This is a genomic window from Shewanella decolorationis S12, assembly GCF_000485795.1.
In the GTDB taxonomy this organism is placed as follows: Bacteria; Pseudomonadota; Gammaproteobacteria; order Enterobacterales; family Shewanellaceae; genus Shewanella; species Shewanella decolorationis.
Genome location: NZ_AXZL01000048.1, coordinates 1 through 23,926, shown reverse-complemented (window position 1 = coordinate 23,926; position 23,926 = coordinate 1). Strand labels below are relative to the sequence as shown.

The window sequence follows — 23,926 nt, the reverse complement described above, 5'->3', positions numbered from 1 at the left end:
TTTGGAGTTTAAGTATGAACAGACCCGCTCCGCGCGAATTGACCGTGATAGGTAAAACCCAAGTCACGCCACATATGCTACGTATCACCTTAGGCGGCGCTGGCTTTGCAGGTTTTCCCGCCGATCAAGAAAGCGCCTATATCAAATTACTATTTCCGCAGCCGGGGGATGAGCGGCCATTAATGCGCACTTATACCATTCGTCAGCAGCGGATGAACGAAATCGATGTGGACTTTGTGCTGCACGATACCGATGGCCCCGCATCCCGTTGGGCAAAGTCGACCGAGATTGGGGATACCATCCAAATCGGTGGCCCCGGACTGAAAAAACTGATCAACTTAGATGCCGAATGGTTTTTACTGGCAGGGGATATGACGGCCTTGCCCGCCATCAGCGTGAACTTGGCGCAATTGCCAAGCAATGCAGTGGGTTACGCTGTGATTGAGGTGCTAAGTGAAGCCGATATTCAGCCCTTAGAGCATCCTAGCCATGTGCAATTGCATTGGGTGATTAATCCAGAGGCCGACCCAGAAGGTAAGCCCTTAGCCGAACGCATTGCCCAGTTGCCAAAACTTGAGGGGCAAGGCGCCGTATGGCTCGCCTGCGAATTTAGCAGTATGCGCGCCCTAAGAAAGCTGCTAAAGCAAACATACGACTTACCGAAAAGCCATTTTTATACATCAAGTTACTGGAAAATCGGCTGTAATGAAGGCGAGCATAAGCTGGTAAAACAACAAGATGAGCAGTTAGAAAATGGCGCTCAATAACCGCAGATATGATGACTAAACAAGGCCGCCAGTATCCATGGCGACCTTGTTTAGCTGAACCGATAGTTATTGATGAATTAACTTACCGTTTTTCACTACATCCTTGCAGGGATTCACGCCGTAGCTATAGGCGAGTTGTGCTGGGGTGGCGATATCCCATAGACAGAAATCCGCCTGTTTGCCGACCACTAAACTGCCGACATTCTCTTCAATCCCTAGTGCCTTGGCGGCATTCAATGTTAAACCCGCAAGTGCTTCCTCTGGGGTTAAGCGGAACAGGGTGCAACCCATGTTAAGCATCAACAGGGTCGAGCAGATGGGCGATGAGCCGGGATTAAAGTCGCTGGCGAGCACCATAGGTACGCCGTATTGGCGCAGTAAATCGATAGGCGGTTTTTGGGTTTCCCGCAAAAAGTAAAACGCGCCCGGTAACAGCACGGCGCAGGTGCCACTTTCACTTAGGGCTTTAACGCCAGCCTCATCCAAATATTCAATATGATCGACCGACTTAGCCCCTAAACGTGCGGCTAATTCAGAGCCGCCCATATTGGATAATTGCTCGGCGTGCAGTTTAACTTGCAGGCCAGCCGCATTGGCGGCGCTCAGTACGCGCTCGGTTTGCTCTAGGTTAAAGGCGATATTCTCACAGAACACATCCACCGCATCGGCAAGATTCTCGGCAATCACCGCAGGCAGCATTTTATTGATTATTAAGTCGACATAGCCGTCGCTATTGTCTTTAAATTCGGGTGGCACCGCATGGGCACCGAGGAAGGTGGTCTTTACATCCACATGGTGATGTTGGCCGAGTTCGCGGGCCACGCGTAGGATTTTGAGTTCGGTTTCGGTATCTAAGCCATAGCCAGATTTAATCTCAACCGTGGTAACGCCTTCCTTCGCCAAGGCATTTAAACGTTGGCGCCCGAGGTCAAATAGTTCGGCTTCATCGGCTTCGCGGCAGGCGTTAACCGTGGAAATAATCCCGCCGCCAGCACGGGCGATTTCCTCGTAGGTGGCGCCCTTTAGGCGTAGCTCGAATTCGTTGGCACGATTACCGGCAAAGACCAAATGGGTGTGGGCATCAATCAGCCCTGGAGTGATCCAACCGCCCTTGCCCCTGTAAACAGGAATGGACAACACATCGAAGGCGGGCAGCTCGCTGCGTGGGCCTAACCAGGCAATTTTACCGTCTTTAACTGCGATAGCCGCATTGGTAATTGCGCCGTAAGGTGCTGATATGGAAGGGTCCATTGTTGCTACGTTAACGTCTATCCAAACCTGATCCCAAGACATTGTTATCCCTCGCTGCGTTGGCTTTTTGGCCCCGCAAACTCTTTATTATCGAAAGTTATGTGAGCTAGCTTGTATTTACTTGTATATACAAGCTAGGATTGTAGCCGCAATTTTGAACGTTTGAAAGTGGCTCAGTGTTTTGGTGTGTGAGTACCTACCACGCCAAACCTAGGTAGATTTTATCTTGAGGAAGTGTTTTGGCTACGCCTAAGTTTGCAGAAATTAAGCAATATATCATTGGCTGTATCGAGTCTGGTGAGTGGGAAGAAAATGCCCGTGTCCCCTCGGAAAACCAGCTGGCCGAACTGTTTGTCTGTAGCCGGATGACGGCGCGTCGCGCCCTGACTGAGCTGACAGACAACGGCGTGCTTGAGCGCTCACAGGGGCTGGGCACCTTTGTGGCGGGGCGAAAGTCGCAATCCTCCATGTTGGCGATCCGCAACATTGCCGACGAAATCAAAGACCGTGGTCATGGTTACAGTGTGCAGCAATTGGCACTTGAGCAAGTGAATGCCACCGCGCCTATCGCTATCGCACTGGCGCTGGAGCTCGGGAGTCCGGTGTTTCATTCAGTGTTAGTGCATTGCGAGCAGGGCGTACCGCTGCAAGTTGAGGAGCGTTATGTGAATCCCGCCTTTGCGCCCGATTACCTAGCGCAGGACTTTAGCGAGCAGACACCCCATGAATACCTGTCGCAGGTGGCTCCGCTGACCGAGGCGCACCATACCATCGAAGCCATTATTGCCAGTGTCGAATTGCAACAGAGGTTAGCCATTCCGGCGACCGAACCCTGTTTACAGATTTCACGCCGCACTTGGTCACGCCAAGGGGTGGTGAGTTTTGCCAAATTAGTACACCCGGGTAGCCGCTTTAAGCTCGGCGGACACCTGACATTCAATAAATAACGTACGCAAACAGAGATGAAGGCTTATTGCATTCATCCGATGTTTAGCGACAAAAACACAATAAAAACAATAGCACTTAGCCGAATGGCGAGTGAGTTCAACAGGTTGAAAGAGGACATCTCAATGGACAAGCGACACGATCCAAGCCGCCGCATTATTGCGCCCCATGGTAGCCAACTAAGCTGTAAAAGCTGGTTAACCGAAGCGCCAATGCGCATGTTAATGAACAACTTACATCCCGATGTGGCCGAGCGTCCAGAGGATTTAGTGGTTTACGGCGGTATCGGCCGCGCGGCCCGCGACTGGGACTGCTACGACAAGATTATCGAAGTGCTCAAACGCCTCGAAGATGACGAAACCTTAATGGTGCAATCGGGCAAACCTGTGGGCGTATTCCGCACCCACGCTGATGCTCCGCGCGTGCTGATTGCTAACTCTAACCTAGTGCCACATTGGGCAAACTGGGAGCACTTCAACGAGTTAGATAAGCAAGGTCTGGCCATGTATGGCCAGATGACCGCGGGTTCGTGGATTTATATCGGGACTCAGGGCATTGTCCAAGGTACCTACGAAACCTTCGTGGCCGTGGCAAAACAACACTTTGGCGGCGTGGCTGCCGGTAAGTGGATCCTCACCGGTGGTTTAGGCGGTATGGGCGGCGCGCAAACGCTGGCCGGTACTATGGCTGGTTTCTCAGTGCTTGCCTGTGAAGTGGATGAAACCCGTATCGATTTTCGTCTGCGTACCCGTTATGTTGATAAAAAGGCCACTTCATTAGACGAAGCCTTGGTTATGATCAACGACGCCAATGCCGCGGGCAAACCCGTATCTGTGGGCCTGCTGGCTAACGCCGCCGATATCTTTGCCGAATTAGTGAAGCGTGGCATTACCCCTGACGTTGTCACCGACCAAACCTCTGCCCACGATCCGTTGAACGGCTATTTGCCACAGGGTTGGACCATGGCGCAAGCCGCTGATATGCGTAAAACCGATGAAGCCGCCGTCGTAAAAGCGGCTAAAGCCTCGATGGCGGTGCAGGTGCAAGCCATGCTGGATCTGCAAGCGGCAGGCGCGGCGACCTTAGACTATGGTAACAACATTCGCCAAATGGCCTTCGAAACTGGCGTTAAAAACGCGTTCGATTTCCCCGGTTTTGTGCCTGCTTATATTCGTCCACTGTTCTGCGAAGGTATCGGCCCGTTCCGTTGGGTGGCCCTGTCTGGCGATCCTGAGGATATCTACAAGACTGACGCCAAAGTGAAGGAACTGATCCCCGACAATCCACACCTACACAACTGGTTAGATATGGCCCGTGAGCGTATCGCCTTCCAAGGTCTACCAGCGCGTATCTGCTGGGTGGGCTTAAAGGACCGTGCGCGTTTAGCCCAAGCCTTTAACGAGATGGTGAAAAACGGCGAGCTGTCGGCGCCCATCGTCATTGGTCGTGACCACTTAGATTCAGGTTCAGTCGCCAGCCCTAACCGTGAAACCGAATCTATGATGGACGGTTCAGACGCAGTCTCTGACTGGCCATTGCTGAACGCTCTGCTGAACACTGCCAGCGGCGCGACTTGGGTATCGCTGCACCACGGTGGTGGTGTCGGCATGGGCTTTAGCCAACACTCGGGTGTAGTGATCGTGTGTGACGGTACTGAAGCCGCCGCCAAACGTGTTGGCCGCGTGCTGTGGAACGACCCTGCGACAGGTGTGATGCGCCATGCGGATGCGGGTTACGAGATCGCGAAAAACTGTGCAAAAGAGCAGGGCTTAGATCTGCCCATGCTTAAAGACTAACTGTTCAACAAACCGTGAAAAACAACGACAAGAATACGGATGTAAAAATGAAATCAGTCAATCATTTAGTATTAACGCCTGGCAGTTTAAGTCTGGCGCAACTGCGTGAAATCAGCCGCCATAAGCTGACACTCGAACTGGCGCCAGAGGCGATTACCGAGATCAACACCAGCGCGCAAATCGTGCAAAAGGTGCTGGATGAAGGTCGCACCGTTTACGGCATCAACACGGGTTTTGGTCTGCTGGCCAACACTAAGATTGCCCCGGACGATCTGCAATTACTGCAACGCTCTATCGTGTTATCCCACGCAGCGGGCACGGGCCAATACATGCAGGACGCCACCGTGCGCCTGATGATGGTGTTAAAGATCAACTCCCTAAGCCGTGGCTTCTCGGGTATCCGCTTAGAAGTGATCAACTTCCTTATCAGCCTAGTGAATGCCGAGGTTTATCCTTGCGTGCCTGAAAAAGGTTCTGTGGGTGCCTCTGGCGACTTAGCGCCGTTAGCCCATATGTGTTTGCCGCTGTTGGGTGAAGGCGAGATGAGCTATCAAGGGCAGATTATTTCGGCCGCCGAAGGCTTAGAAATCGCGGGCCTTAAGCCAATCGATTTAGCCGCGAAAGAAGGCTTAGCCCTACTCAATGGTACTCAAGCTTCTACGGCACTGGCGCTGGAAGGTCTGTTCCACGCTGAAGACTTATTTGCTGCAAGCTCAGTGATTGGCGCCATGAGCGTCGAAGCGGCCATGGGTAGCCGCAGTCCGTTTGACCCACGCATTCATGCGGCCCGTGGTCAGAAAGGACAAATCGATGCGGCCATGGTGTTCCGTCATCTGCTGGGCGAAGAGTCTGAAATCAGCTTAAGCCACCTCAACTGCGAAAAGGTACAAGATCCTTACTCACTGCGCTGCCAACCACAGGTATTAGGTGCGTGCTTAACCCAAATCCGTCAAGCGGCCGAGGTCTTAGGCACAGAAGCCAACGGTGTGACCGATAACCCGCTGGTATTCCAAGATACTGGCGATATTATCTCCGGCGGTAACTTCCATGCCGAGCCGGTTGCTATGGCCGCCGATAACTTGGCGATTGCGATTGCCGAATTAGGCGCGATTGCAGAGCGTCGTATCGCGCTGCTTATCGACTCTAGCCTGTCTAAACTGCCACCTTTCCTGGTTAAAAACGGTGGGGTGAACTCGGGCTTTATGATCGCCCAAGTGACGGCGGCGGCATTGGCCTCTGAAAACAAAACCTACGCCCATCCAGCATCGGTCGACAGTTTACCGACCTCGGCTAACCAAGAAGACCATGTGTCTATGGCGACTTTCGCGGCGCGCCGTTTACGGGATATGAGCGAGAATACCCGTGGCGTGTTAGCGGTTGAGTTATTGGCGGCAGCCCAAGGCTTGGATTTCCGTGCGCCGTTAATGCCAAGCAAAGCAGTGGCGCAGGCGAAGGCCGAGCTACGCGAAGTGGTTGCCTACTATGATAAAGACAGATACTTTGCGCCGGATATCGATGCGGCAACGGATCTGCTTTATACCGCCAGCTTCAATGCTTACTTGCCCCTAGGCGTATTGCCGAGTCTGTAATACGCAGTCTTTGGCACCGATAACCCATCCAGGGGTGAAAAGTGCCGAAGTAAGTGCTCAATAAAGTGAAAGGCATAGCGATTTGCTATGCCTTTTGTCTATCTATGCGGCGATTTCGCTGTTTTTGCACTTTGTACTTTAGGTGTGTTTAACACCGCAGGATGAGTGCTTTTTTATCCAATCTTTACATTGTCAGCTTTGATCGCTGTCTATCCGTCCAAAACTGGTAAATCTGAGGTGTTTTTAACCATCTCTTATTTCGTTTCGGCTTTAAACTCATGCTTTATATAACCTCAACATGCCCATGTGAGACAAAATGGGTCTTGCTTGTTGGACAAAATGTCTTTTGGCGCGTTTTGGGTTTATATATTTATTTGTTATTTGTTTTTGAAGTTAAAATCTAAATATTTTCAATTAAACCTGGATTAACGGTCATTTATTCTGTAGCTGGTGAATTGAGATCTTGATCTCATGTCATTATTTGTTATCTATTTTCACTTTAAGGATAATCTTAAATTAAGTGGGGGCTTTATTGACTCACTCAAACGATTGCAGCGTTACCACTGCAATTACCCAACTCATAACGACAAAAGTGTGAGAGAACGCTATGAACAGACGCCAGTTTTTTAAACTGTGTGCGGCCGGAGCGGCAACCTCAGCGATTTCAGCGCTGGGATTGATGTCCGAAAAGGCCTATGCAGCAGTGCGAGAGTTTAAGCTGATCGGAGCCAAAGAAACCCGTAACAACTGTCCGTATTGCTCGGTTGGTTGTGGCCTGCTGATGTACAGCCAAGGCAGCGGGGGCAAAAACTCTGAACATGCTATTTTCCATATCGAGGGTGATGCCGATCATCCAGTAAACCGCGGTGCATTGTGCTCTAAGGGTGCAGGCCTTGTGGATTATGTTAACAGTCCACACCGTTTACAGTATCCAGAATATCGCGCCCCCGGCAGCAACAAGTGGGAACGGATCAGCTGGCATGATGCCTTTAAACGTATTGCTCGTTTAATGAAAGATGACCGTGATGCGAACCTGATTGAGAAAAACGCCGATGGCGTAACAGTTAACCGTTGGTTAACCACAGGGATGATGACCTCATCCGGTATGGCCAATGAAAGCGGCTTAGCGACACAAAAATTTGCGCGCGCTTTAGGCCTTGTAGCTATCGATACTATTGCACGTAACTGACACTCCCCAACGGTAGCAAGTCTTGCTCCAACATTTGGGCGTGGTGCCATGACCAACCACTGGATCGATATTAAAAATTCTAACGTAGTGATTATTATGGGCGGTAATGCCGCAGAAGCTCACCCTGTCGGATTCGGCTGGGTTACAGAAGCTATGCAGCATAACAATGCTAAGTTGATTGTGGTTGACCCACGTTTCAACCGCAGTGCGTCATTGGCAGATCACTATGCCCCAATCCGCTCAGGAACTGACATAGCATTCCTTCTGGGTGTGATTCGCTATTTGATTTCGACCAATCAAGTTAACTTCGATTATGTGAAAGCCTATACCAACGCCAGTTATCTGGTGCGGGATGATTTTGACTTCCATGACGGCCTATTCTCAGGCTTTGATGAAGCAAAAGGCGAGTACAACAAAGAATCCTGGTTCTACCAACTCGACGAAGACGGCTATGCCAAAGTGGATGAAACACTTGAGCACCCGCGTTGTGTGTGGAACTTACTCAAACAACACGTAGAACGTTATGATTTTGCAACGGTAACTAATATCACTGGTACGCCAATCGCTGATTACCAAGTGGTATGTGATGCTATTGCGAGCACTCATACTAAAGATCGTGTGGCAACCTTTATGTATGCGCTGGGCTGGACCCACCATAGTAAAGGTGCGCAGAACATCCGTTCTATGGCGATGATCCAGTTATTACTGGGCAACATTGGTCAGTTAGGCGGTGGTGTTAACGCATTGCGTGGTCACGCCAACGTTCAAGGCTCAACCGACATGGGGCTATTGGCCCAAAGTTTACCCGGTTACCTAAAACTGCCAAACGATAAAGAACCTACCTTAGCGGCTCACTTGGCGGCGAATACGCCTAAGCCATTGCGTCCGGGTCAAACCAACTACTGGCAAAACTATCCGAAGTTTTATGTGTCCCTGCTCAAAGCCTTCTGGGGTGAGCATGCTACGCCTGAAAACGAGTTCGGTTATCAGTGGTTACCTAAGTGGGATCAGATGTATGACTTCGGTAAGCATCTGGACATGATGTACCGTGGCAAAGTGAACGGTTGCATCGTGCAAGGGGTTAACGCCATTAACTCCATGCCTAACCGCAACAAGAATATCAAGGCACTGAGTAACCTTAAGTACCTAGTAGTGCTTGATAACTTGTCATCGGAAACCGCCACCTTCTGGCAAAACGAACCCGGTTTCAATGAGGTCGATACCGCCAGTATTCAAACCGAGGTCTTCCGCCTACCTGCGACCGTGTTCGCAGAGGAAGAAGGTTCGATCGTGAACTCTGGCCGCTGGATGCAATGGCACTATAAAGGCGCTAATCCTCCAGGCGAAGCAATGTCGGACTCAGAGATTGTCTCTGGTCTGCTGCTGGAGTTGAGAAGGTTATATCGTGAAGAGGGCGGCAAACTGCCTGAGCCGATTGAAGCGATTAACTGGAACTATACCGATCCGCACAACCCAAGCTCTATCGAATTGACGAAAGAGTTGAATGGTTATGATGTCGCGACTAAGCGTCAGATCAGCAGCTTTGCTGAACTGAAGGCCGATGGTAGTACCGCCAGTGCCTGTTGGATTTACGCGGGGTCTTGGACCGAAGCCGGTAACCAAATGGCTCGCCGTGATAACCATGACCCATCGGGTAAGGGCATCACACCGGGCTGGGCCTTCGCATGGCCGCTTAACCGCCGCGTCCTCTACAACCGTGCCTCTTGCGATGTGAACGGTAAACCTTGGGATGAGCACCGTAAGATTGTCGAGTGGAAAGACGGCAAGTGGGAAGGGATAGACGTGCCCGACTTTAATGCCAAGTTGAATCCACAGGAAAGTGCGCATCCTTTCATTATGCAGGCTGAAGGCGTAGGTCGTTTCTTCGCGCTCAAACTGCTGAAAGAAGGACCGTTCCCTGAGCATTACGAACCTGTCGAATCGCCCATCGGCACCAACCCTCTGCATCCGAATGTGGTGCACAGCCCTGTGCTGCGTTGGTTCGAAGGGGTGAAAGACACTATCGGTACTAAAGAGGAATACCCATACGCCTGTACCACTTACTCACTCACAGAACACTTTAACTTCTGGACGACACACTGCCGTTTAGCGGCGATTGCCATGCCAGAGACCTTTGTGGAAATGAATGAGCAATTGGCGGCAGAAAAAGGCATTAAGAATGGCGATTGGGTGAAAGTGAGCTCGAAACGTGGCCACATTCTCACCAAAGCCTTAGTGACTAAGCGTATGCGCCCATTGCAGGTCAATGGTCAAACGGTACACACACTCGGTATTCCACGTCACGGCAGCCATAACGCGCTCACACGTAAGGCCTATAGCTGTAACGTCCTTACTACTGAGATGGGTGATGCCAACACGGGTGTGCCTGAGTACAAAGCGTTCCTCGTGAATGTTGAAAAGGCGGAGGTCTGATAATGGCGACTCAAGATATCATTCAACGTTCCGGCACTTCGCAAGCGACTCCTCCTGCACAGGCGAGAGTCGGTGGCGTGAAGCAAATTGCGAAGCTGTTTGACGCGACTAAGTGTAATGGTTGTAAAGCCTGTCAGGTCGCTTGTTCCGAATGGAATGACCTGCGTGAAGAGGTGGGTTCGTTCCAAGGGACTTATCAAAACCCAGCATCTCTGTCCCCAGAGTGCTGGACCCTGATGAAGTACAACGAGATCGAAGACCAAGGCAAATTACGTTGGCAGTTTACCCACAGTGCTTGTATGCACTGTGCGGATCCCGCCTGCTTAAAGGCCTGTTCTACCTCTGGCGCGATTGTTCAACATGCCAATGGCACTGTGGATTTCGATTCGGACAAATGTATTGGCTGTGGTTATTGTGCCAGTGCCTGTCCATTCGATATCCCGAAGATCAGCGCCGTCGACAACAAAGCCTACAAGTGCACTATGTGCTCTGACCGCTTGGCTGTTGGGCTTGAGCCTTCCTGCGTTAAGTCCTGTACCACAGGTGCGCTGCGTTTTGGTACGCGCGAAGACATGCTGTTCTCCGCCGAAAAGCGTGTTAACGAGCTGAAAGAACGTGGTTTTGCCAAGGCGGGACTCTACAACCCTGAGGGCGTAGGTGGCACAGGCATGCTGATGATATTGCACGATGTCACTCAGCCTGAAACCTACGAAATGCCAAAGGATCCGCAAATCCCATTATCTGTCACCCTGTGGCAGGACTGGGTGAAACCACTAGGTACTGTCGGACTTCTTGCCACGGCGGCTGTGGCCTGCCTGCATAAGATCACCGTCGGTCGCAACATAGTGGAAGAGGACCAACCCGGCTATCAGCCGCCAGAGGACAAGGCGCAAGCGGAAGAGGAGGCCAAGAAATGAGCAAGCATAACAAGCAAGAAATGTTAGTGCGTCACAAACTGTTCGACCGCATCTGTCATTGGTTCATTGTGGCCGTGGGGCTAGTCACGTTTCTGACGGGCTTTTCCTTCTTCTATCCCTCCTTCCAATGGTTGGGCGCGATAGCGGGCACGCCGCAATTGGCGAAGTTTATTCACCCAATTGCCGGCCTGATGATGTGTTTACCGCTGATGTTGATGTTGGTGCGTTATTACCACCACAACAAATGGGAAAAACACGATCTGGCTTGGATGCTTGCCATCAAGGACGTGATGTTCGAGAACGAGGAAAAAATCCCGCCTATCGGCCATTACAACCCTGGTCAAAAAGTGCTGTTCCGTGCCTTCGTGCTGACGTCTATCACCTTAACCGTGACGGGATTCATCATGTGGCAACCCTACTTTGCGCCTTACTTCTCGGCCACTGTAGTGGGTTGGGCGATCGTGCTGCATGCCATTAGCGCCTTGATCATGCTGATGTTTGTGATGGTGCACTTTTGGATGGCGACCTGGGTGGAAGGTTCTATCACAGGCATGCTTTACGGCAAAGTCTCTAAGGCTTGGTGCCGTAAACATCATCCGCTGATGTTGGATGAACATTCGGACGTGGAGAAACATTAAATGAGTCATACAGCCGAGATACCTATGGTCCCCGGCAGCGAATCGCCGCTGGAGCTTAAACCCATAAAGGCGGTGGACCCTAAAGCTGTTTATCACAGACGGGCGCAGCGTTTGCTGTCGTTGGCTAAGGACTCGCCGCTGGCCGACTACTTTGAGCTATGCCGCCGTGTGGTTGCGATTCAGGCCAGATTGGCGGCGGAGGCTGACTTCGGTCAGCTTCTCGCTTGGGGGAAAGATGAAGCGATTCCGCTTTCCCACTTGGGTTCAGAGGCAGATAGCTATTGGCAAGGACTGCTACAACAACTGTTAAGCGATCTGCTGCCGCAGGTGGATGAGGATATGGCGCGAGTGCTGCGTTTGTTGATGCAGCAATCCCCAGAACAACTCACCTCCTGGGGCAGTGCATTGCGTCAGGGCCATATGAGCGAAGTGCCCGCGCGCTTCAGTTTGTTTATCTGGGCGGCGATGGGGGTCTACTGGTCCCATTGGGCACCTATGGTGATTAAACGGATCGATCAACGCAAAGTCGTGCAGCAGAACCTCTGCCCGATTTGCGGGTGTCATCCCGTGGCGAGCGTGATCGTCGACCAGCCGAGAGCGGGTCTGCGTTATCTGCATTGCAGTTTGTGTGAGAGCGAATGGCATTACATTCGCGCCCATTGCACTAGCTGTGGTCAGGATAAAGGGACGACACTCTGGTCATTCGATGATGCCAAGGCGCAGGTGCGCATCGAGAGCTGCGACGAATGCCATGGTTACACCAAGATGCTGTTCGTCGAAAAGTCACCGCTGATGGATGTTGCGGCCGACGACTTAGCGACCCTGATGCTCGACAGTGAGCTAAATGCCAAGGGCTTTGGGGCGACCACGGTCAATCCATTGCTGCTGGCCCACGAAACTGAGCAATAACCAAAGTCGGGAAGGGCTCACTGAGCTCTTCCCCTTATATTTATCAAGATGATACAAATGATGACCCAAGTACCCGATACACCCCAAGCCCTGTACCGTGCGCTGCCGTCGATGGACAGTTTGCTCGCCGATGCGGCGTTAGCCCCTTTGCTGCAACGCTATGGTAAAGCGGCAGTAAAAGCGGCGTTGGATAGTCAGTTACGCACGGCGCGTGAGCTGATTGCCCAAGAGCGGCGCTTGCCCGCTTGGTGTGCTAACCCGGCGTTATTGAACGGATATTTGGTTGATCAATTGTCTAAGGACTATAGCCATAGTCTAAAACCCGTGTGGAACCTCACGGGAACCATACTGCATACCAATCTTGGCCGCGCCCAGCAGTCTGAGGCGGCCATTCGGGCGGTGACCTCTGTGATGCGTTATCCCACTCCGCTGGAATTTGAATTAGCCGCCGGTGAGCGCGGCCATCGAGATAATGCCATTAGTGGATTAATCCAGCGCCTAACAGGCGCTGAAGCCTGCTGTGTGGTGAATAACAACGCCGCCGCTGTGCTGCTGATGTTGTCGGCGGTCGCGGCGGGCAAAGAAGTGATTGTCTCCCGCGGTGAGCTGGTGGAAATCGGCGGCGCCTTTCGCATTCCAGACATTATGCGCCAAGCGGGCTGCACCTTAGTGGAGGTCGGCAGTACTAACCGTACTCACCTTAAGGACTATGAGCAGGCGATAACCGAAAATACCGCAGCTATCATGAAGGTGCATACCAGCAACTATCATATCAGTGGCTTTACCGCCGCAGTGGAGGAGGCTAGGCTGGGTCAGTTATGCCGTGAGCGTGGCATATCACTCATTTCGGATCTTGGCAGTGGTTCACTCACCGACTTACGCCGTTTTGGCCTGAAACAAGAGCCGACTCCCCAAGCCATGCTGGCGGATGGGGTCGATTTGGTTAGCTTCTCCGGCGATAAACTCCTCGGCGGCCCGCAATCGGGTTTGATTGTCGGTAAACAGGCGTTAATTAATAAGCTTCAAAGTCATCCGCTCAAGCGTGCATTGCGCTGCGACAAGCTGATTCTCGCGGCGCTCGAGGCGACGCTGATCCACTATCTCAATCCCGAAACCTTGGATCGGGAACTGCCGATTATGGCGAAATTTGCCCGCAGCCAAGCAGAGTTGCGTCAAATCGGTGAGCGCCTGCAGCGTGCCTTAGCGCCACTGTTTGCCCCGAGCTATGGCATCGAATTAGTGGAGTGCCAAACTCAAGTCGGTAGCGGCTCACAGCCCGATACCTTTTTGCCCTCAATCGCCCTGTGCTTTAACGCGCAAGAGGGTGGCAGTCTAACGCTGCTCGAGCAGCATTTTAAGCAGGCGCAGCGCCCTGTGATTGGCCGAATGGCTCAGGATCAACTTCGCCTCGATCTGCGCGGTATCGATGATGAGGCCGAATTGTTAGCCGAACTCAGCACCTTGGGTGTGCAGCTATGATTATGGTCACCGCGGGCCATGTCGACCACGGCAAGAGCACGTTGATCCGTGCCTTAACGGGTATGAACACCGACAGGCTCCCCGAAGAAAAACGCCGTGGCATGACTATCGATCTCGGCTACGCCTTTATGCCACTGCGAGATGGCACTCGCTTAGCCTTTATCGATGTGCCCGGCCATGAAAAATTTATCAATAACATGCTGGTGGGTGTGAGCCATGTGCGCCACGCGCTGCTGGTGTTGGCCTGTGACGATGGCGTGATGCCACAAACCCGCGAGCATCTGCAAATCCTCGCGCTTTTACCGCTAAACAGTTTGACCTTAGTGCTGACCAAGCGGGATCTGGTCGATGACCAAACCGCCGCCAAGTTGACTCAAGAGGGGATGGCGCTGCTTGCCGAATACGGTATCGAGGCCAGTGGCGTATTTGAGGTTTGCGCGAATGATGCAGGCGATGCAGGAGTAGAAACCCTTAAACAACATATTTTGGATATTGCCGAGCAGCAATCGACCCAAGCGGAAGATGCCAGCAGCTTTAGGATGACGCTCGATCGCGCCTTTAGCGTTAAAGGTGCCGGCTGTGTGGTCACGGGCACTGTGATTAGCGGCAGTGTGTGTATTGGCGATAGCCTCTACAGCTCTGGGCAAAATGCGAAATTACGGGTGCGCGGCATTCACTGCCAAGGGATGGAAGTCCACAGGGCCTTGAGTGGCACTCGGGTCGCCTTAAATCTTACGGGTGTTGATAACCATAGGGCGCCCGCCCGCGGCGACTGGTTAAGCAGTCTGCCTCAAGCTGAGTTGTGCGCCAGACCCGTAGTGCAAATTCGCAGTTTTGAACCCTTAACCCATTGGCAAAATGTGCATTGTCACCACGGAGCCGACCACACTTTAGGGCGAGTATCGCTTCTGGATGAGGCCGATGAGCAGGGGCGTTATCTGGCCGAAATTGTGCTCGATAAGCCACTGCTGTTATGCCAAGACGACCCGATAGTGCTCAGGCATATTGGCGGCAAGCAAACGCTGGGCGCGGGGCGGGTGCTGGCATTAAAAGTTCCTAATCGTAAGAAGCGCACGCCGGAGCGTGTCAGTAAGTTGCAACAGCTGGCTCAGTTCTCCAACCCAGTGAATGTGCTGGCGTTACTCGGTCAGAGCGAAGCGCTCGGTATCGATGAAATCCGTTGGCGCTGGCAGCTAACCGATGAAGGGCTGGCTGCCATGCTGGCGCAGGCGGGGCTGACTCGCCTCGGAGCCTATGGGCTATCGACCCAGTTACTTGAGCAAGAAAAACAGCAATTTATCGATCTGCTACGTGAATATCACCAACAGCACCCCGACCAATTAGGGCTGGGGCGTAATCGCCTACAACGCATGAGCCACAGTGTATTGCCTAGCGAGCTTGCCAATAAGGTGCTCGATAGCCTCTGCCAAGACGGACAGATGGTGCTGCGCGGCGCCTTACTACAGTTGGCGGATCACAGGATTGTCCTCGATAGTGAGGCGCAGCAATGCTGGCAACGCTTGGCCCCTTGGTTGGCGCTGCAAACCTCGCCTGTGTGGGTGACTGAGATGGGGGAATATCTGGAACTCGAGCCCGCCAAACTCAGATTGCTGTGTTTTCAACTAGTGCAACAGGGCTTTATTACCGCCGTAGTGAAGGACAGATATCTGCTGAGCGAGCAGTTGTGTCATTACGCCAATCTGGTGCGTGAGCATGTGGAAACCCACGGCAAGCTCGAAACCGCAGAGTTTAAGGATCTGATTGGCCTAGGCCGCAAGGTCAGTATTCAGCTGTTGGAGTTTTTTGACCGCAGTGGTTTTACCCGTAGGAAGTATCGCAGTAACAGTCGGGAGATCCGGGATGGGGAACTATTTTATTCCCATGATAATTGGCGGAAGAACATAGGAGTCGAACCTACCCAGGACTGCTGGCAGCCCTACCCGGATTTGAAGTCCGGACGCCTCACCGGAGACGACGTTCTTCCAATAGAAGACAAACCGATAGTAGAAAATGCATAAACCTGAATCAAGTGCATTCGTATTTAGTTAGCCACTTTGTGACTTGAGTCGAACATTATTGGCAAACCAATTGTTTTTATTTGAATTTATGATTTTAGAGGGTCGCTATGGAATATCATTCACACGCCGTGGTTACTGAAAGAAAGGTGACCCTTTTAGAACAGGGACAGGCTTCCGAGTTAACCGATTATGTGGCTAACGAGGTGCGAGTGGCGCTGGTGTATAACGGCATCGCCCACACTGTGATGCTCGCCAGCCCAGAAAATCTCGAAGAGTTCGCGATTGGCTTTACCTTGTCGGAGCGAATTGTTTCCCATGTGAATGAAATCAAAGGTGTGGATCTGGAGTTCACCCCCGAAGGCGTGCTCATTCAGGTAGAGATCACCCAAAGATGCTTTATGGAACTCAAGCAGCAGCGGCGTAATATGGCAGGGCGCACGGGTTGCGGACTCTGTGGTGTTGCGCAGCTAGAAGAGGCGGTTAAGCCCGTTATCCGCGTAGACTCGGACGCCAGATTTAATATCGATCATCTTCAAGTCGCGCTTGGGCAACTTAAGGAAAATCAGCATCACTTTAAGCTTACTGGGGCGACCCACGCTGCCATGGGCTTAGATGCGGAAGGACAAATCATCGCCGCCTTTGAGGACATAGGTCGGCACATCGCACTGGATAAATTAATCGGTGGATTTTCAATGCGTAAGGCAGAGCGACCTGTCGCCGTGTTGCTCACCAGTCGCGCCAGTTTCGAAATGGTGCAAAAGGCCGCCAGTGCCAATATCCAAATTCTGTTTGCTATGTCCGCCGTGACCTCACTGGCGTTGGAATTAGCAGAGAAAAGCAACATCACGCTTATCGGTTTTTGTCGTAATGGCAGAGCTACGCTCTACACCCACGGCTATCGGCTATTGGGGCAGAATCGTGCCTGTTTAGCAAAAGCTATCTAAAGCGTGTCGCCACACAATTAAGATTCTTTAGCGCCTTATTTTTTAAGGAATTGTGCCTTGCTTGTGTGGCAACAGGTATAAGCTCCGCGCTTATTTTTTATAGTCTCGTTCATTAGGGTAATGACATGACATGGCAACAATTTAAACAACAATATTTAGTCCGTTTTTGGGCTCCTATGCCTGCGGTTATCGCCGCCGGTATCCTTTCTACTTACTATTTTGGTTTAACTGGCACTTTTTGGGCTGTCACGGGGGAATTTACTCGCTGGGGTGGGCACTTATTGCAACTTATAGGCGCGAACCCTGAAACTTGGGGTTATTTCAAGGTGATTGGTTTACAGGGTTCTCCCTTAGACCGTATCGACGGCATGATGATCATCGGCATGTTTGGTGGTTGTATTGCGGCGGCGCTGTGGGCCAATAACGTTAAACTGCGTATGCCACAGAGCCGTATCCGCATCGCTCAGGCGTTAATTGGCGGCATTATTGCTGGCTTTGGGGCGCGTTTAGCGATGGGTTGTAACTTAGCGGCCTTCTTCACTGGGATTCCGCAGTTTTCCTTACATGCGTGGTTTTTTGCTTTGGCGACGGCGGCGGGCTCTTACTTTGGTGCGCGTTTTACCCTGCTGCCCATGTTTCGCATTCCGGTGAAATTGAAGAAAGTCGATAAGGCGACTTCGGTTAAACAGGATGAAAACCAAGCCAGACGACGTTTTCGTATCGGTATGTTAGTGTTCGCAGCCATTATCGGCTGGGGATTATTGACGATGTTCAATGCGCCTAAACTGGGTATCGCCATGCTCTGCGGTGTGGGTTTTGGTCTGTTGATTGAGCGGGCGCAAATCTGCTTTACCTCGGCATTTCGTGATATGTGGATCACCGGGCGTACCCATATGGCTAAGGCGATTATTCTCGGTATGGCGGTGAGTGCCATCGGGATTTATAGCTATGTGCAATTAGGTGTGCCGCCGAAAATCATGTGGGCTGGCCCGAATGCGGTGATTGGTGGCCTGCTGTTTGGATTTGGCATTGTGCTGGCGGGTGGTTGTGAGACGGGTTGGATGTATCGCGCCGTCGAAGGCCAAGTGCATTTCTGGTGGGTTGGTTTAGGCAACGTGCTGGGGTCAACCCTGCTGGCCTATTACTGGGATGATTTAGCCCAGCCATTAGCCACAAGTTGGGACAAGGTTAACTTGCTCTCAAGCTTTGGCGATAAGGGCGGTTTATTGCTGACCTATCTGCTGCTGGCGCTGTCGTTTGCGGCCATGTTGCTGTGGGAAAAACGTTTCTTTGCCCGTAAGGCGAAGCGGGATGAACAACTGATCGCGGAGGCGGCGTAATGAGTCAATATATTCCAGATTATCAACTCGATATGGTGGGCGAGCCTTGCCCTTATCCCGCAGTGGCAACCCTTGAGGCTATGCCGACATTGAAGCCAGGGGAGATATTAGAAGTGATCAGTGACTGCCCACAGTCAATCAATAACATTCCACTCGATGCCAAGAATCATGGCTATAAAGTGCTAGAAATTGAGCAAAATGGGCCAACGATTAGGTATCTGATCCAGCGTTAATTGAGTTATTCGAATAGGGCCATTAAGGCAAATAAAAAGCGCTGCATTGGCAGCGCTTTTTGATCTTAGCCTTGGCAATCGGCAGGTAAATATTCGTCGGGAATACCGTTACTGCTACATACCCAAGTGACATTATCTTGCTCGTCAACTTGGGGCGACAGATACACCTCATAACCTTGATAATCTCCTAAGGCTTCGCCGGCAACAAAACCAACAATCCCCTCGGAATAAAGGTTAAAGGTGGTTAGCTGCTCATCGCTAAAACCTAGCGGCTCTAACTCAGTCGGCCAAGCTTTATGGCTTTGGTAGTATTGAGTCAGCACCCCAGTAATCGGCGCTAATGATTGATGTAACTGGTCGATATGTTCGATAGCCAGTGCGGCATCGGGCACGTTAGCGGGCTCAGTCTCCATTTGCGGAGTACTGGTAGCGTAGTTGGCATCATCATAGTTAATGCTGGCTGCGCCCGCTTTCTCTTGGTATTTCTTATATGCGGGAATCGCGACCGCAGCGGCCACACCGATAATGGCCGCAAGGATGATAATCCCGCCGCCCGCGGTGCCCATACGTGGCATAAACAGGCTAAAGAGGTAGGCGAATACGCTGCGAGAAGGCGCTGCATACACTTTGCCCTGTGCGGTTGCTTGCACTCTTGCCATGCGTTTAGTCAGCCATGGATAGCTGCTATTGAGCTCATGGAAGGACATCCAAAATTCGCTCGACTCTTGGGTTTGGCGAATATATTGATCCACATTCATCCGTTTCCACTGCTCAACCCCAGCGGCGAGTACCGCAACCGCATTGGTGGCCGAGCGTAAGCTATTGCAGCAACGCAAGCCGTGTAAGTCGCAGGTGTATTCACAGGCGCGAGCATAGGCTGCGCCCACTAACGGCAGCCAAGTGGCGAACACTAACAGCGGCTCTTTACCAATATGGTTACGGCGAATATGGCCAAGCTCATGGCCGATATAGAAGTTAAGGGCATCTTTATCGGACTCGAGTGCATCCACAATCGATGAGAACAGCACTATGTAATTACGGCGTAAAAAGCGGGTGGCGAGGGCATTTAGCATGCCATCGGCGGCTAACAGGTAGGCGCGGGGCGGTTCTTTAATCTCTAAACGCTCGCAGCAGGCGAGGTATTGTTTGTGTAAATCGGGGAACTGCTCAGGGCTGATTTCAACCGCCGTGCCCTTTAGGTAGCTGATAAACGCCGAGTGGGTAAAGAGGTAAATGATAAAAAACATCAGCACATAAATCAGGGCGAGACCTTTGGTGGCTAAGATCAGCACGGCCCAAATTAGCCCTGAAATAATCGCTAAAATTGCAAACAGTGACTTTTCTTTCGAATAGACGGTATCGGCCATTTGAATGGGGTTGTCGTTCCCTGTGCTAATCGCTTGTTCCATGTTGATCCTTTTCCTAGTGAAATAACAAAGCGGCGTGAAAATAGTCAATTTCACTAGGAAATTCAATCTCTATAACTGGAATAACCGATAATTTACCTTTAAGTGCTAAAAATGGCTTAAGGTGCCAATACGGCGGTGCCATTTTTTATCGCGTTTTGCGCCAGCTCGTAAACCTGCTTCTCGGCCACATCGACTAATGCTTGGTGTTCTTCGCCGAGTTGTTCCATCTCTTTACCCATCACTTCCATCGACGTGCCTAGACTTTCGATTTGAGTGTTAACCTCAGTATCTTTTTCATTTGAGGTGAGATTGATTAAGAGTTTGCTGGTTTCGGCACTGATGGCATCACCCTTAACCTGCATTTGTTCACCCAGTCGCTGCATTTTTTCGCCTTGCAGTTGCATTGGACGCACTGCCTCTTTCACTTGATTTACAAGGGCCGGATCGGTAATCACATAGCTGTTTCCGGCGGTTTTGACCCACAGATAGTCGGTTTGATATGCATTGCCTTGGCGTTTGAGTTTATTCCAATCTTGGCTCTCTCCCGCGCCAATCGTGAGCTCGCCACCTTGGCGTACATAAATCCACGAAAAGTCAGGATAGTTACGGCTATTGATCGAGATGTTGGTGTCGCTAGATGACTGAGTACTTACCTGCTGTGCAGCCCAAATTCCACAGGGGATAAGTGCGAGGATCAATAAACCGCCGAATACTTTAGTGCGAGTGTTCATAATGCTTCCTTGTATGAATGAGAGTTTGTGATTAACACTCCGGTATAAGCAGAGTCCGTGCCAATAAAATATTCCTTATTTATCATTGCGATAAAAATGGTGTCCGCCTAGTCGGCCTGAATGTGTCCGCGTGTTCAGTTTAAAAGTGTCCGATTCAGTGGACACTTTTGGGATAACCCACAAGGCTGCACTACACTTACTCGAGTTTGTGAAAAGCCGTTAGCATGTAGAGCTGGCATTGAGTGGTATTTGTGCATTAGTGCTGATTTTTGCCTGTTCGGTAAGCGTATTTTGCTTAAGTCAGCTTAGGTGAAGCTGGTATGGCGTTAGCTATGGCAATGAATAGTGATTGGTCGTTGATATAAGGGAATAAAAGTATGACGTTAACTAAGATTATCAATACGCAAAACGCAGGAATAGTAGGGCTGTTAGCCATGGCCTTGAGTATGTCTGCTATGGCCGCAGAAAAGCCTTCCTTTGACTGTGGCAAGGTTGAAGCGGGCAGTATCGAAGAGATGGTGTGTCAGGATGAAGGCTTAACTAAACTCGACCAAAAATTGGCTGAGGTGTATGCCAAGGCCACTGATAAAGCCAAAAATGAACAACCTCCAGTATTAAAAGCCATGCAGCGGGGCTGGGTCAAAGGTCGCAATGAATGTTGGAAGAGTGAAGATAAACGTGCCTGTATCGAGTCGAGTTACCAGACGCGGATTGCCGAGCTACAGGCGCAATATCGTTTGGTGGAAATGACTGGGCCGGTATTTTATGCCTGCGATGGCAATCCTACGAATGAAGTCGTGGTGAGTTACTTTAAGACTGAGCCAGCTACTCTGATAGCCGAACGTGGCGATCAAACCTCCTTGATGTTTGTTCAGCCAAGTGGCAGCGGCGCTAAGTATCAGGGGCGCAACGAAAGCCTATGGGAACACCATGGCGAAGCTAAAATTGTTTGGGGATACGAAGCGCCAGAAATGACCTGCGTGGTAAAACCTCAGTAAATTTAGAAGTTAACGCCTAAGCCTAGGTTGTAGGAAATATCCCGAGAATGCTGCGCAGCAGATTTAGTCTGATTGATATCATATTTAAATGAGAGATAAATCTGTTGTGTTAGCAGATACTTAAGCCCTAGCGTTGCGTCAGAAATATAATCAATGGTTGGCGTATCAGGAAAGGCAATTTGGAGATCGGCATAGGTCTCCAATACGCCATCGAACCAATATTGCTTGTAGTTAAGTGTGGCTGCCCAAGCGTTGAGTTGATAAGTAAAAATTTGGGTCTCCAACCAAAAATGGTTGTACGTAACAACAAAGTCTAGTTTATCTCGCCCTATACCCCAAAATCGATAACCTGGACCGAGTGCGGCGTAATAATTACTTATCGGAAAATCGCGCCTATCTTCTTGAAAATAATCCTCTTGCCGCAATAACCAATGCTCACTGATAAGGTAGTCAAGGCTGTAGTGAGCCTCAAGCGTATTGCGTTTAGTGGTTTTCTCTTCAGTTTCGTAGCGCACTTCACTTTTAAGGTTATGACGCCATTGTAAGGTTTCGGCGGTAATATCACTTTTAGCATGGAGTTTTTGGGTATTTTTAGTGTTGCTGGTGACATCAATTGCAGCTTCAACACTGCCACTATAGCGCCACTCTGAGTCACTTTTTCGGTCTGAAAAAACCAACTCGCTAATAGGTGTTTGTTGATTGTTAACCAACACAAAACCATCAAGTTCGGAAGACTGTATGCTCACATCCTTCAGCGTGCGATTAATGCTCCAATGCTGCTTTTGATCGGTTTCAAAGCTTTTAATCGCGCTTCGCTCTATGGATATTTTAGGAGAATAGCTGGGCTTAATGACTAAATGCTCTTCGTCGAATTTTTTAATTTCACCAGTAATTTTATCGCCATTTTTTAATAAGACGGTATCTGCAACACTTGGCCAGCTTATGATTGCCAGAAACGTGGCCATAGATAACAGTGAGTGGCGATTAGGCATTGATGACTGGCTCTAAAATAAACAGTGTCGAAGATTTGGGCATTCTAGCTTATATAGCGGTCAGTAAGGCAAGATCAATAAATAGCGACAACAGAAATTGGGCATTACCGCCCAATTTCTTCTCTTAAGTAAGTGATCAACGAGAATTGATTTCGGTGATTTTGAGATTAATCAGTTGTTTCTGCCAACGGTTTTTATCGACACCTTCAACCCAAATCACAGGGCTCTTACGTTGCTCGCCTTTACGTAGGTAGGTTTCCGGCATACGGAAAATGGCTTCCCAGACTTCGAGTTTTTCGGTTTTGAGCAAGGTGCCATCGTCGGCAAAGAAGCTAGCTTCTACCTCTACTAAGGTCACATGCTCACCGCTGGTACTAGCAAGCTCGAAAGTTAGGCCGAGTTTATCCTTTTTCCATTGGCTCTCGCTGAAGGTGACCTTAATGCCATCTTTGGCGGTTGATCCCAAGAGTTCTGGGCGCGCAATGGCATTGGCAGTTAGCGTGGTGACTGGCGCAGCAGTTGCAACCGCGGGCGTATTGCTGGCTACGGCTGTTGCCGCTGGGGTTGATGTCACCTCGGTAGTTGGGGCTGTAACAGTGGCAATCGCTGGCGCTGCCGCGACTTTGGTCTCTGTGATGATATATTCCCAAGTAAAGTCATCCTTGAGTCTGACCTGAGCGCCATTCTCTAGGGTGATAGTTGCCACATCGGCGGCCATCACAGATGAAGATAGTAGCAATAATGAGCTGAGCGCGCTGAGGCGAAATGAATTGGGCATGGTTTCTGGCTCCGATATCAGTCGAGTCAATAATTTGCCCTAACATAAACAATTTGCAGCATAGTCGTCACTGTCTAAGTCGTGTTTTGGTGAATAAAGTGGAGTTAGTCTGGATTTAACTTAACTAAACTTGGACACCCAGCCTTAATAGCGCGGAAGTAAACCTCCTACTATGCTTTGGTTAAGCATTGAACAAGGAGGTTTGTATGCCGCGCCCTCGCAGAACTCAGATAAGTCTTGAAGACACTCCCTATTATCATTGCTGTAGCCGCGTGGTGCGGCGGGCATTTTTATGTGGTGATGACTGAACTAGAACTAAACTTGGACACCCAACCTTAATAGCGTGGTAGTTAACCTCCGACTATGCTTTGGTTAAGTAACTAAACTTGGACACCCAGCTTTAATAGCGCGGTAGTTAACCTCCGACTATGCTTTGGTTAAGCATTGAACAAGGAGGTTTGTATGCCGCGCCCTCGCAGAACTCAGATAAGTCTTGAAGACACGCCCTATTATCATTGCTGTAGCCGCGTGGTGCGGCGGGCATTTTTATGTGGTGATGATGCCTTTTCG

The 23,926-nt window shown here is 50.6% G+C and carries 18 protein-coding genes, 1 tRNA gene and 3 pseudogenes; 16 read left to right on the top strand and 6 right to left on the bottom strand.

Features of this window, described 5'->3' with window-relative positions; translation table 11 throughout:
• Nucleotides 1-14: 14 nt before the first annotated feature.
• Complete coding sequence (locus SHD_RS03620; protein ID WP_023265892.1) at nt 15-767, top strand: siderophore-interacting protein; 753 nt, start codon at nt 15-17, stop codon at nt 765-767.
• Nucleotides 768-833: 66 nt separating this feature from the next.
• On the opposite strand, the gene hutI is transcribed toward SHD_RS03620, so the two are convergent.
• Nucleotides 834-2,060, bottom strand: coding sequence for an imidazolonepropionase (gene hutI, locus SHD_RS03615; protein WP_039977422.1), 1,227 nt, complete (start codon nt 2,058-2,060; stop codon nt 834-836).
• Nucleotides 2,061-2,257: 197 nt separating this feature from the next.
• On the opposite strand from hutI, the gene hutC reads away from it, so the two are divergent.
• From hutC to selB, 9 genes and pseudogenes are all read left to right on the top strand, one after another.
• Nucleotides 2,258-2,965: a histidine utilization repressor gene (hutC, locus tag SHD_RS03610; RefSeq protein ID WP_023265890.1), complete on the top strand. Its 708-nt coding sequence runs from the start codon at nt 2,258-2,260 to the stop codon at nt 2,963-2,965.
• Between the two features lie 123 nt (nt 2,966-3,088).
• Nucleotides 3,089-4,759: a urocanate hydratase gene (hutU, locus tag SHD_RS03605; protein ID WP_039977419.1), complete on the top strand. Its 1,671-nt coding sequence runs from the start codon at nt 3,089-3,091 to the stop codon at nt 4,757-4,759.
• Between the two features lie 47 nt (nt 4,760-4,806).
• Nucleotides 4,807-6,348, top strand: coding sequence for a histidine ammonia-lyase (gene hutH, locus SHD_RS03600; protein WP_039977417.1), 1,542 nt, complete (start codon nt 4,807-4,809; stop codon nt 6,346-6,348).
• Nucleotides 6,349-6,955: 607 nt separating this feature from the next.
• Nucleotides 6,956-9,970, top strand: coding sequence for a formate dehydrogenase-N subunit alpha (gene fdnG, locus SHD_RS03590; protein ID WP_084294827.1), 3,015 nt, complete (start codon nt 6,956-6,958; stop codon nt 9,968-9,970).
• A gap of 2 nt (nt 9,971-9,972) precedes the next feature.
• On the top strand, nt 9,973-10,887 hold the full coding sequence (fdxH, locus tag SHD_RS03585; protein WP_023265886.1) for a formate dehydrogenase subunit beta: 915 nt from the start codon (nt 9,973-9,975) through the stop codon (nt 10,885-10,887).
• Nucleotides 10,884-11,525 carry a formate dehydrogenase subunit gamma gene (locus SHD_RS03580; protein ID WP_023265885.1) on the top strand — a complete coding sequence of 214 codons (642 nt, stop codon included), beginning with the start codon at nt 10,884-10,886 and terminating at the stop codon, nt 11,523-11,525. The genes fdxH and SHD_RS03580 overlap by 4 nt, the downstream gene beginning before the upstream one ends.
• Nucleotides 11,526-12,434 (top strand): formate dehydrogenase accessory protein FdhE, encoded by a 909-nt coding sequence (gene fdhE / locus SHD_RS03575; protein WP_023265884.1) that lies wholly within the window; start codon nt 11,526-11,528, stop codon nt 12,432-12,434.
• Nucleotides 12,435-12,491: 57 nt separating this feature from the next.
• On the top strand, nt 12,492-13,913 hold the full coding sequence (selA, locus tag SHD_RS03570; protein ID WP_039977414.1) for an L-seryl-tRNA(Sec) selenium transferase: 1,422 nt from the start codon (nt 12,492-12,494) through the stop codon (nt 13,911-13,913).
• Nucleotides 13,910-15,733, top strand: a pseudogene (gene selB / locus SHD_RS22420) (selenocysteine-specific translation elongation factor); the annotation flags it as partial. The gene selA and the pseudogene selB, both read left to right, overlap by 4 nt.
• 69 nt (nt 15,734-15,802) lie before the next feature.
• Here selB and SHD_RS21780 read toward each other — a convergent pair.
• Nucleotides 15,803-15,897: transfer RNA gene (locus SHD_RS21780), tRNA-Sec, on the bottom strand.
• Between the two features lie 141 nt (nt 15,898-16,038).
• On the opposite strand from SHD_RS21780, the gene fdhD reads away from it, so the two are divergent.
• The 3 genes from fdhD to yedF all read left to right on the top strand — a co-directional run bounded on the left by fdhD (nt 16,039) and on the right by yedF (nt 18,448).
• Complete coding sequence (fdhD, locus tag SHD_RS03560; RefSeq protein ID WP_023265881.1) at nt 16,039-16,875, top strand: formate dehydrogenase accessory sulfurtransferase FdhD; 837 nt, start codon at nt 16,039-16,041, stop codon at nt 16,873-16,875.
• A 125-nt stretch (nt 16,876-17,000) separates the two neighbouring features.
• Nucleotides 17,001-18,215, top strand: coding sequence for a selenium metabolism membrane protein YedE/FdhT (gene yedE, locus SHD_RS03555; RefSeq protein ID WP_023265880.1), 1,215 nt, complete (start codon nt 17,001-17,003; stop codon nt 18,213-18,215).
• Entirely contained in the window at nt 18,215-18,448 is a 234-nt protein-coding gene (gene yedF, locus SHD_RS03550; RefSeq protein WP_011070517.1) for a sulfurtransferase-like selenium metabolism protein YedF, read from the top strand. Before yedE ends, yedF begins: the two co-directional genes overlap by 1 nt.
• Before the next feature lie 65 nt (nt 18,449-18,513).
• On the opposite strand, the gene SHD_RS03545 is transcribed toward yedF, so the two are convergent.
• Both SHD_RS03545 and SHD_RS03540 read right to left on the bottom strand, forming a co-directional pair.
• On the bottom strand, nt 18,514-19,857 hold the full coding sequence (locus SHD_RS03545) for a M48 family metallopeptidase (protein ID WP_023265879.1): 1,344 nt from the start codon (nt 19,855-19,857) through the stop codon (nt 18,514-18,516).
• A 116-nt stretch (nt 19,858-19,973) separates the two neighbouring features.
• Nucleotides 19,974-20,588 (bottom strand): hypothetical protein, encoded by a 615-nt coding sequence (locus SHD_RS03540; protein WP_023265878.1) that lies wholly within the window; start codon nt 20,586-20,588, stop codon nt 19,974-19,976.
• 434 nt (nt 20,589-21,022) lie between these two features.
• Between SHD_RS03540 and SHD_RS03535 the strand changes: the two genes are divergently transcribed.
• Nucleotides 21,023-21,586: an MliC family protein gene (locus SHD_RS03535; RefSeq protein WP_412084512.1), complete on the top strand. Its 564-nt coding sequence runs from the start codon at nt 21,023-21,025 to the stop codon at nt 21,584-21,586.
• A 2-nt stretch (nt 21,587-21,588) separates the two neighbouring features.
• Here SHD_RS03535 and SHD_RS03530 read toward each other — a convergent pair whose 3' ends face one another.
• Both SHD_RS03530 and SHD_RS03525 read right to left on the bottom strand, forming a co-directional pair.
• A complete protein-coding gene (locus SHD_RS03530) occupies nt 21,589-22,578 on the bottom strand; it encodes a DUF481 domain-containing protein (protein WP_039977408.1) in 990 nt (329 codons plus the stop codon).
• Nucleotides 22,579-22,714: 136 nt separating this feature from the next.
• Nucleotides 22,715-23,356: a DUF3157 family protein gene (locus SHD_RS03525; RefSeq protein WP_023265875.1), complete on the bottom strand. Its 642-nt coding sequence runs from the start codon at nt 23,354-23,356 to the stop codon at nt 22,715-22,717.
• Between the two features lie 206 nt (nt 23,357-23,562).
• On the opposite strand from SHD_RS03525, the pseudogene SHD_RS21535 reads away from it, so the two are divergent.
• Together SHD_RS21535 and SHD_RS21530 are read left to right on the top strand one after the other, a co-directional pair.
• Nucleotides 23,563-23,661 (top strand): annotated as a pseudogene (locus SHD_RS21535) (transposase); the annotation flags it as partial.
• 157 nt (nt 23,662-23,818) lie between these two features.
• A pseudogene (locus tag SHD_RS21530) lies at nt 23,819-23,926 on the top strand (transposase); the annotation flags it as partial.

Bases quoted from the DNA above. Each gene is read 5' to 3' on its own strand.
- fdxH (WP_023265886.1), top strand. From the start codon at position 9,973: ATGGCGACTCAAGATATCATTCAACGTTCCGGCACTTCGCAAGCGACT.
- yedF (WP_011070517.1), top strand. From the start codon at position 18,215: ATGAGTCAATATATTCCAGATTATCAACTCGATATGGTGGGCGAGCCT.
- yedE (WP_023265880.1), top strand. From the start codon at position 17,001: ATGACATGGCAACAATTTAAACAACAATATTTAGTCCGTTTTTGGGCT.
- hutI (WP_039977422.1), bottom strand. From the start codon at position 2,060: ATGTCTTGGGATCAGGTTTGGATAGACGTTAACGTAGCAACAATGGAC.
- selA (WP_039977414.1), top strand. From the start codon at position 12,492: ATGATGACCCAAGTACCCGATACACCCCAAGCCCTGTACCGTGCGCTG.
- SHD_RS03580 (WP_023265885.1), top strand. From the start codon at position 10,884: ATGAGCAAGCATAACAAGCAAGAAATGTTAGTGCGTCACAAACTGTTC.
- fdhD (WP_023265881.1), top strand. From the start codon at position 16,039: ATGGAATATCATTCACACGCCGTGGTTACTGAAAGAAAGGTGACCCTT.
- SHD_RS03525 (WP_023265875.1), bottom strand. From the start codon at position 23,356: ATGCCCAATTCATTTCGCCTCAGCGCGCTCAGCTCATTATTGCTACTA.
- hutH (WP_039977417.1), top strand. From the start codon at position 4,807: ATGAAATCAGTCAATCATTTAGTATTAACGCCTGGCAGTTTAAGTCTG.
- SHD_RS03620 (WP_023265892.1), top strand. From the start codon at position 15: ATGAACAGACCCGCTCCGCGCGAATTGACCGTGATAGGTAAAACCCAA.
- SHD_RS03545 (WP_023265879.1), bottom strand. From the start codon at position 19,857: ATGGAACAAGCGATTAGCACAGGGAACGACAACCCCATTCAAATGGCC.
- SHD_RS03540 (WP_023265878.1), bottom strand. From the start codon at position 20,588: ATGAACACTCGCACTAAAGTATTCGGCGGTTTATTGATCCTCGCACTT.
- SHD_RS03530 (WP_039977408.1), bottom strand. From the start codon at position 22,578: ATGCCTAATCGCCACTCACTGTTATCTATGGCCACGTTTCTGGCAATC.
- fdhE (WP_023265884.1), top strand. From the start codon at position 11,526: ATGAGTCATACAGCCGAGATACCTATGGTCCCCGGCAGCGAATCGCCG.
- SHD_RS03535 (WP_412084512.1), top strand. From the start codon at position 21,023: ATGGCCTTGAGTATGTCTGCTATGGCCGCAGAAAAGCCTTCCTTTGAC.
- hutU (WP_039977419.1), top strand. From the start codon at position 3,089: ATGGACAAGCGACACGATCCAAGCCGCCGCATTATTGCGCCCCATGGT.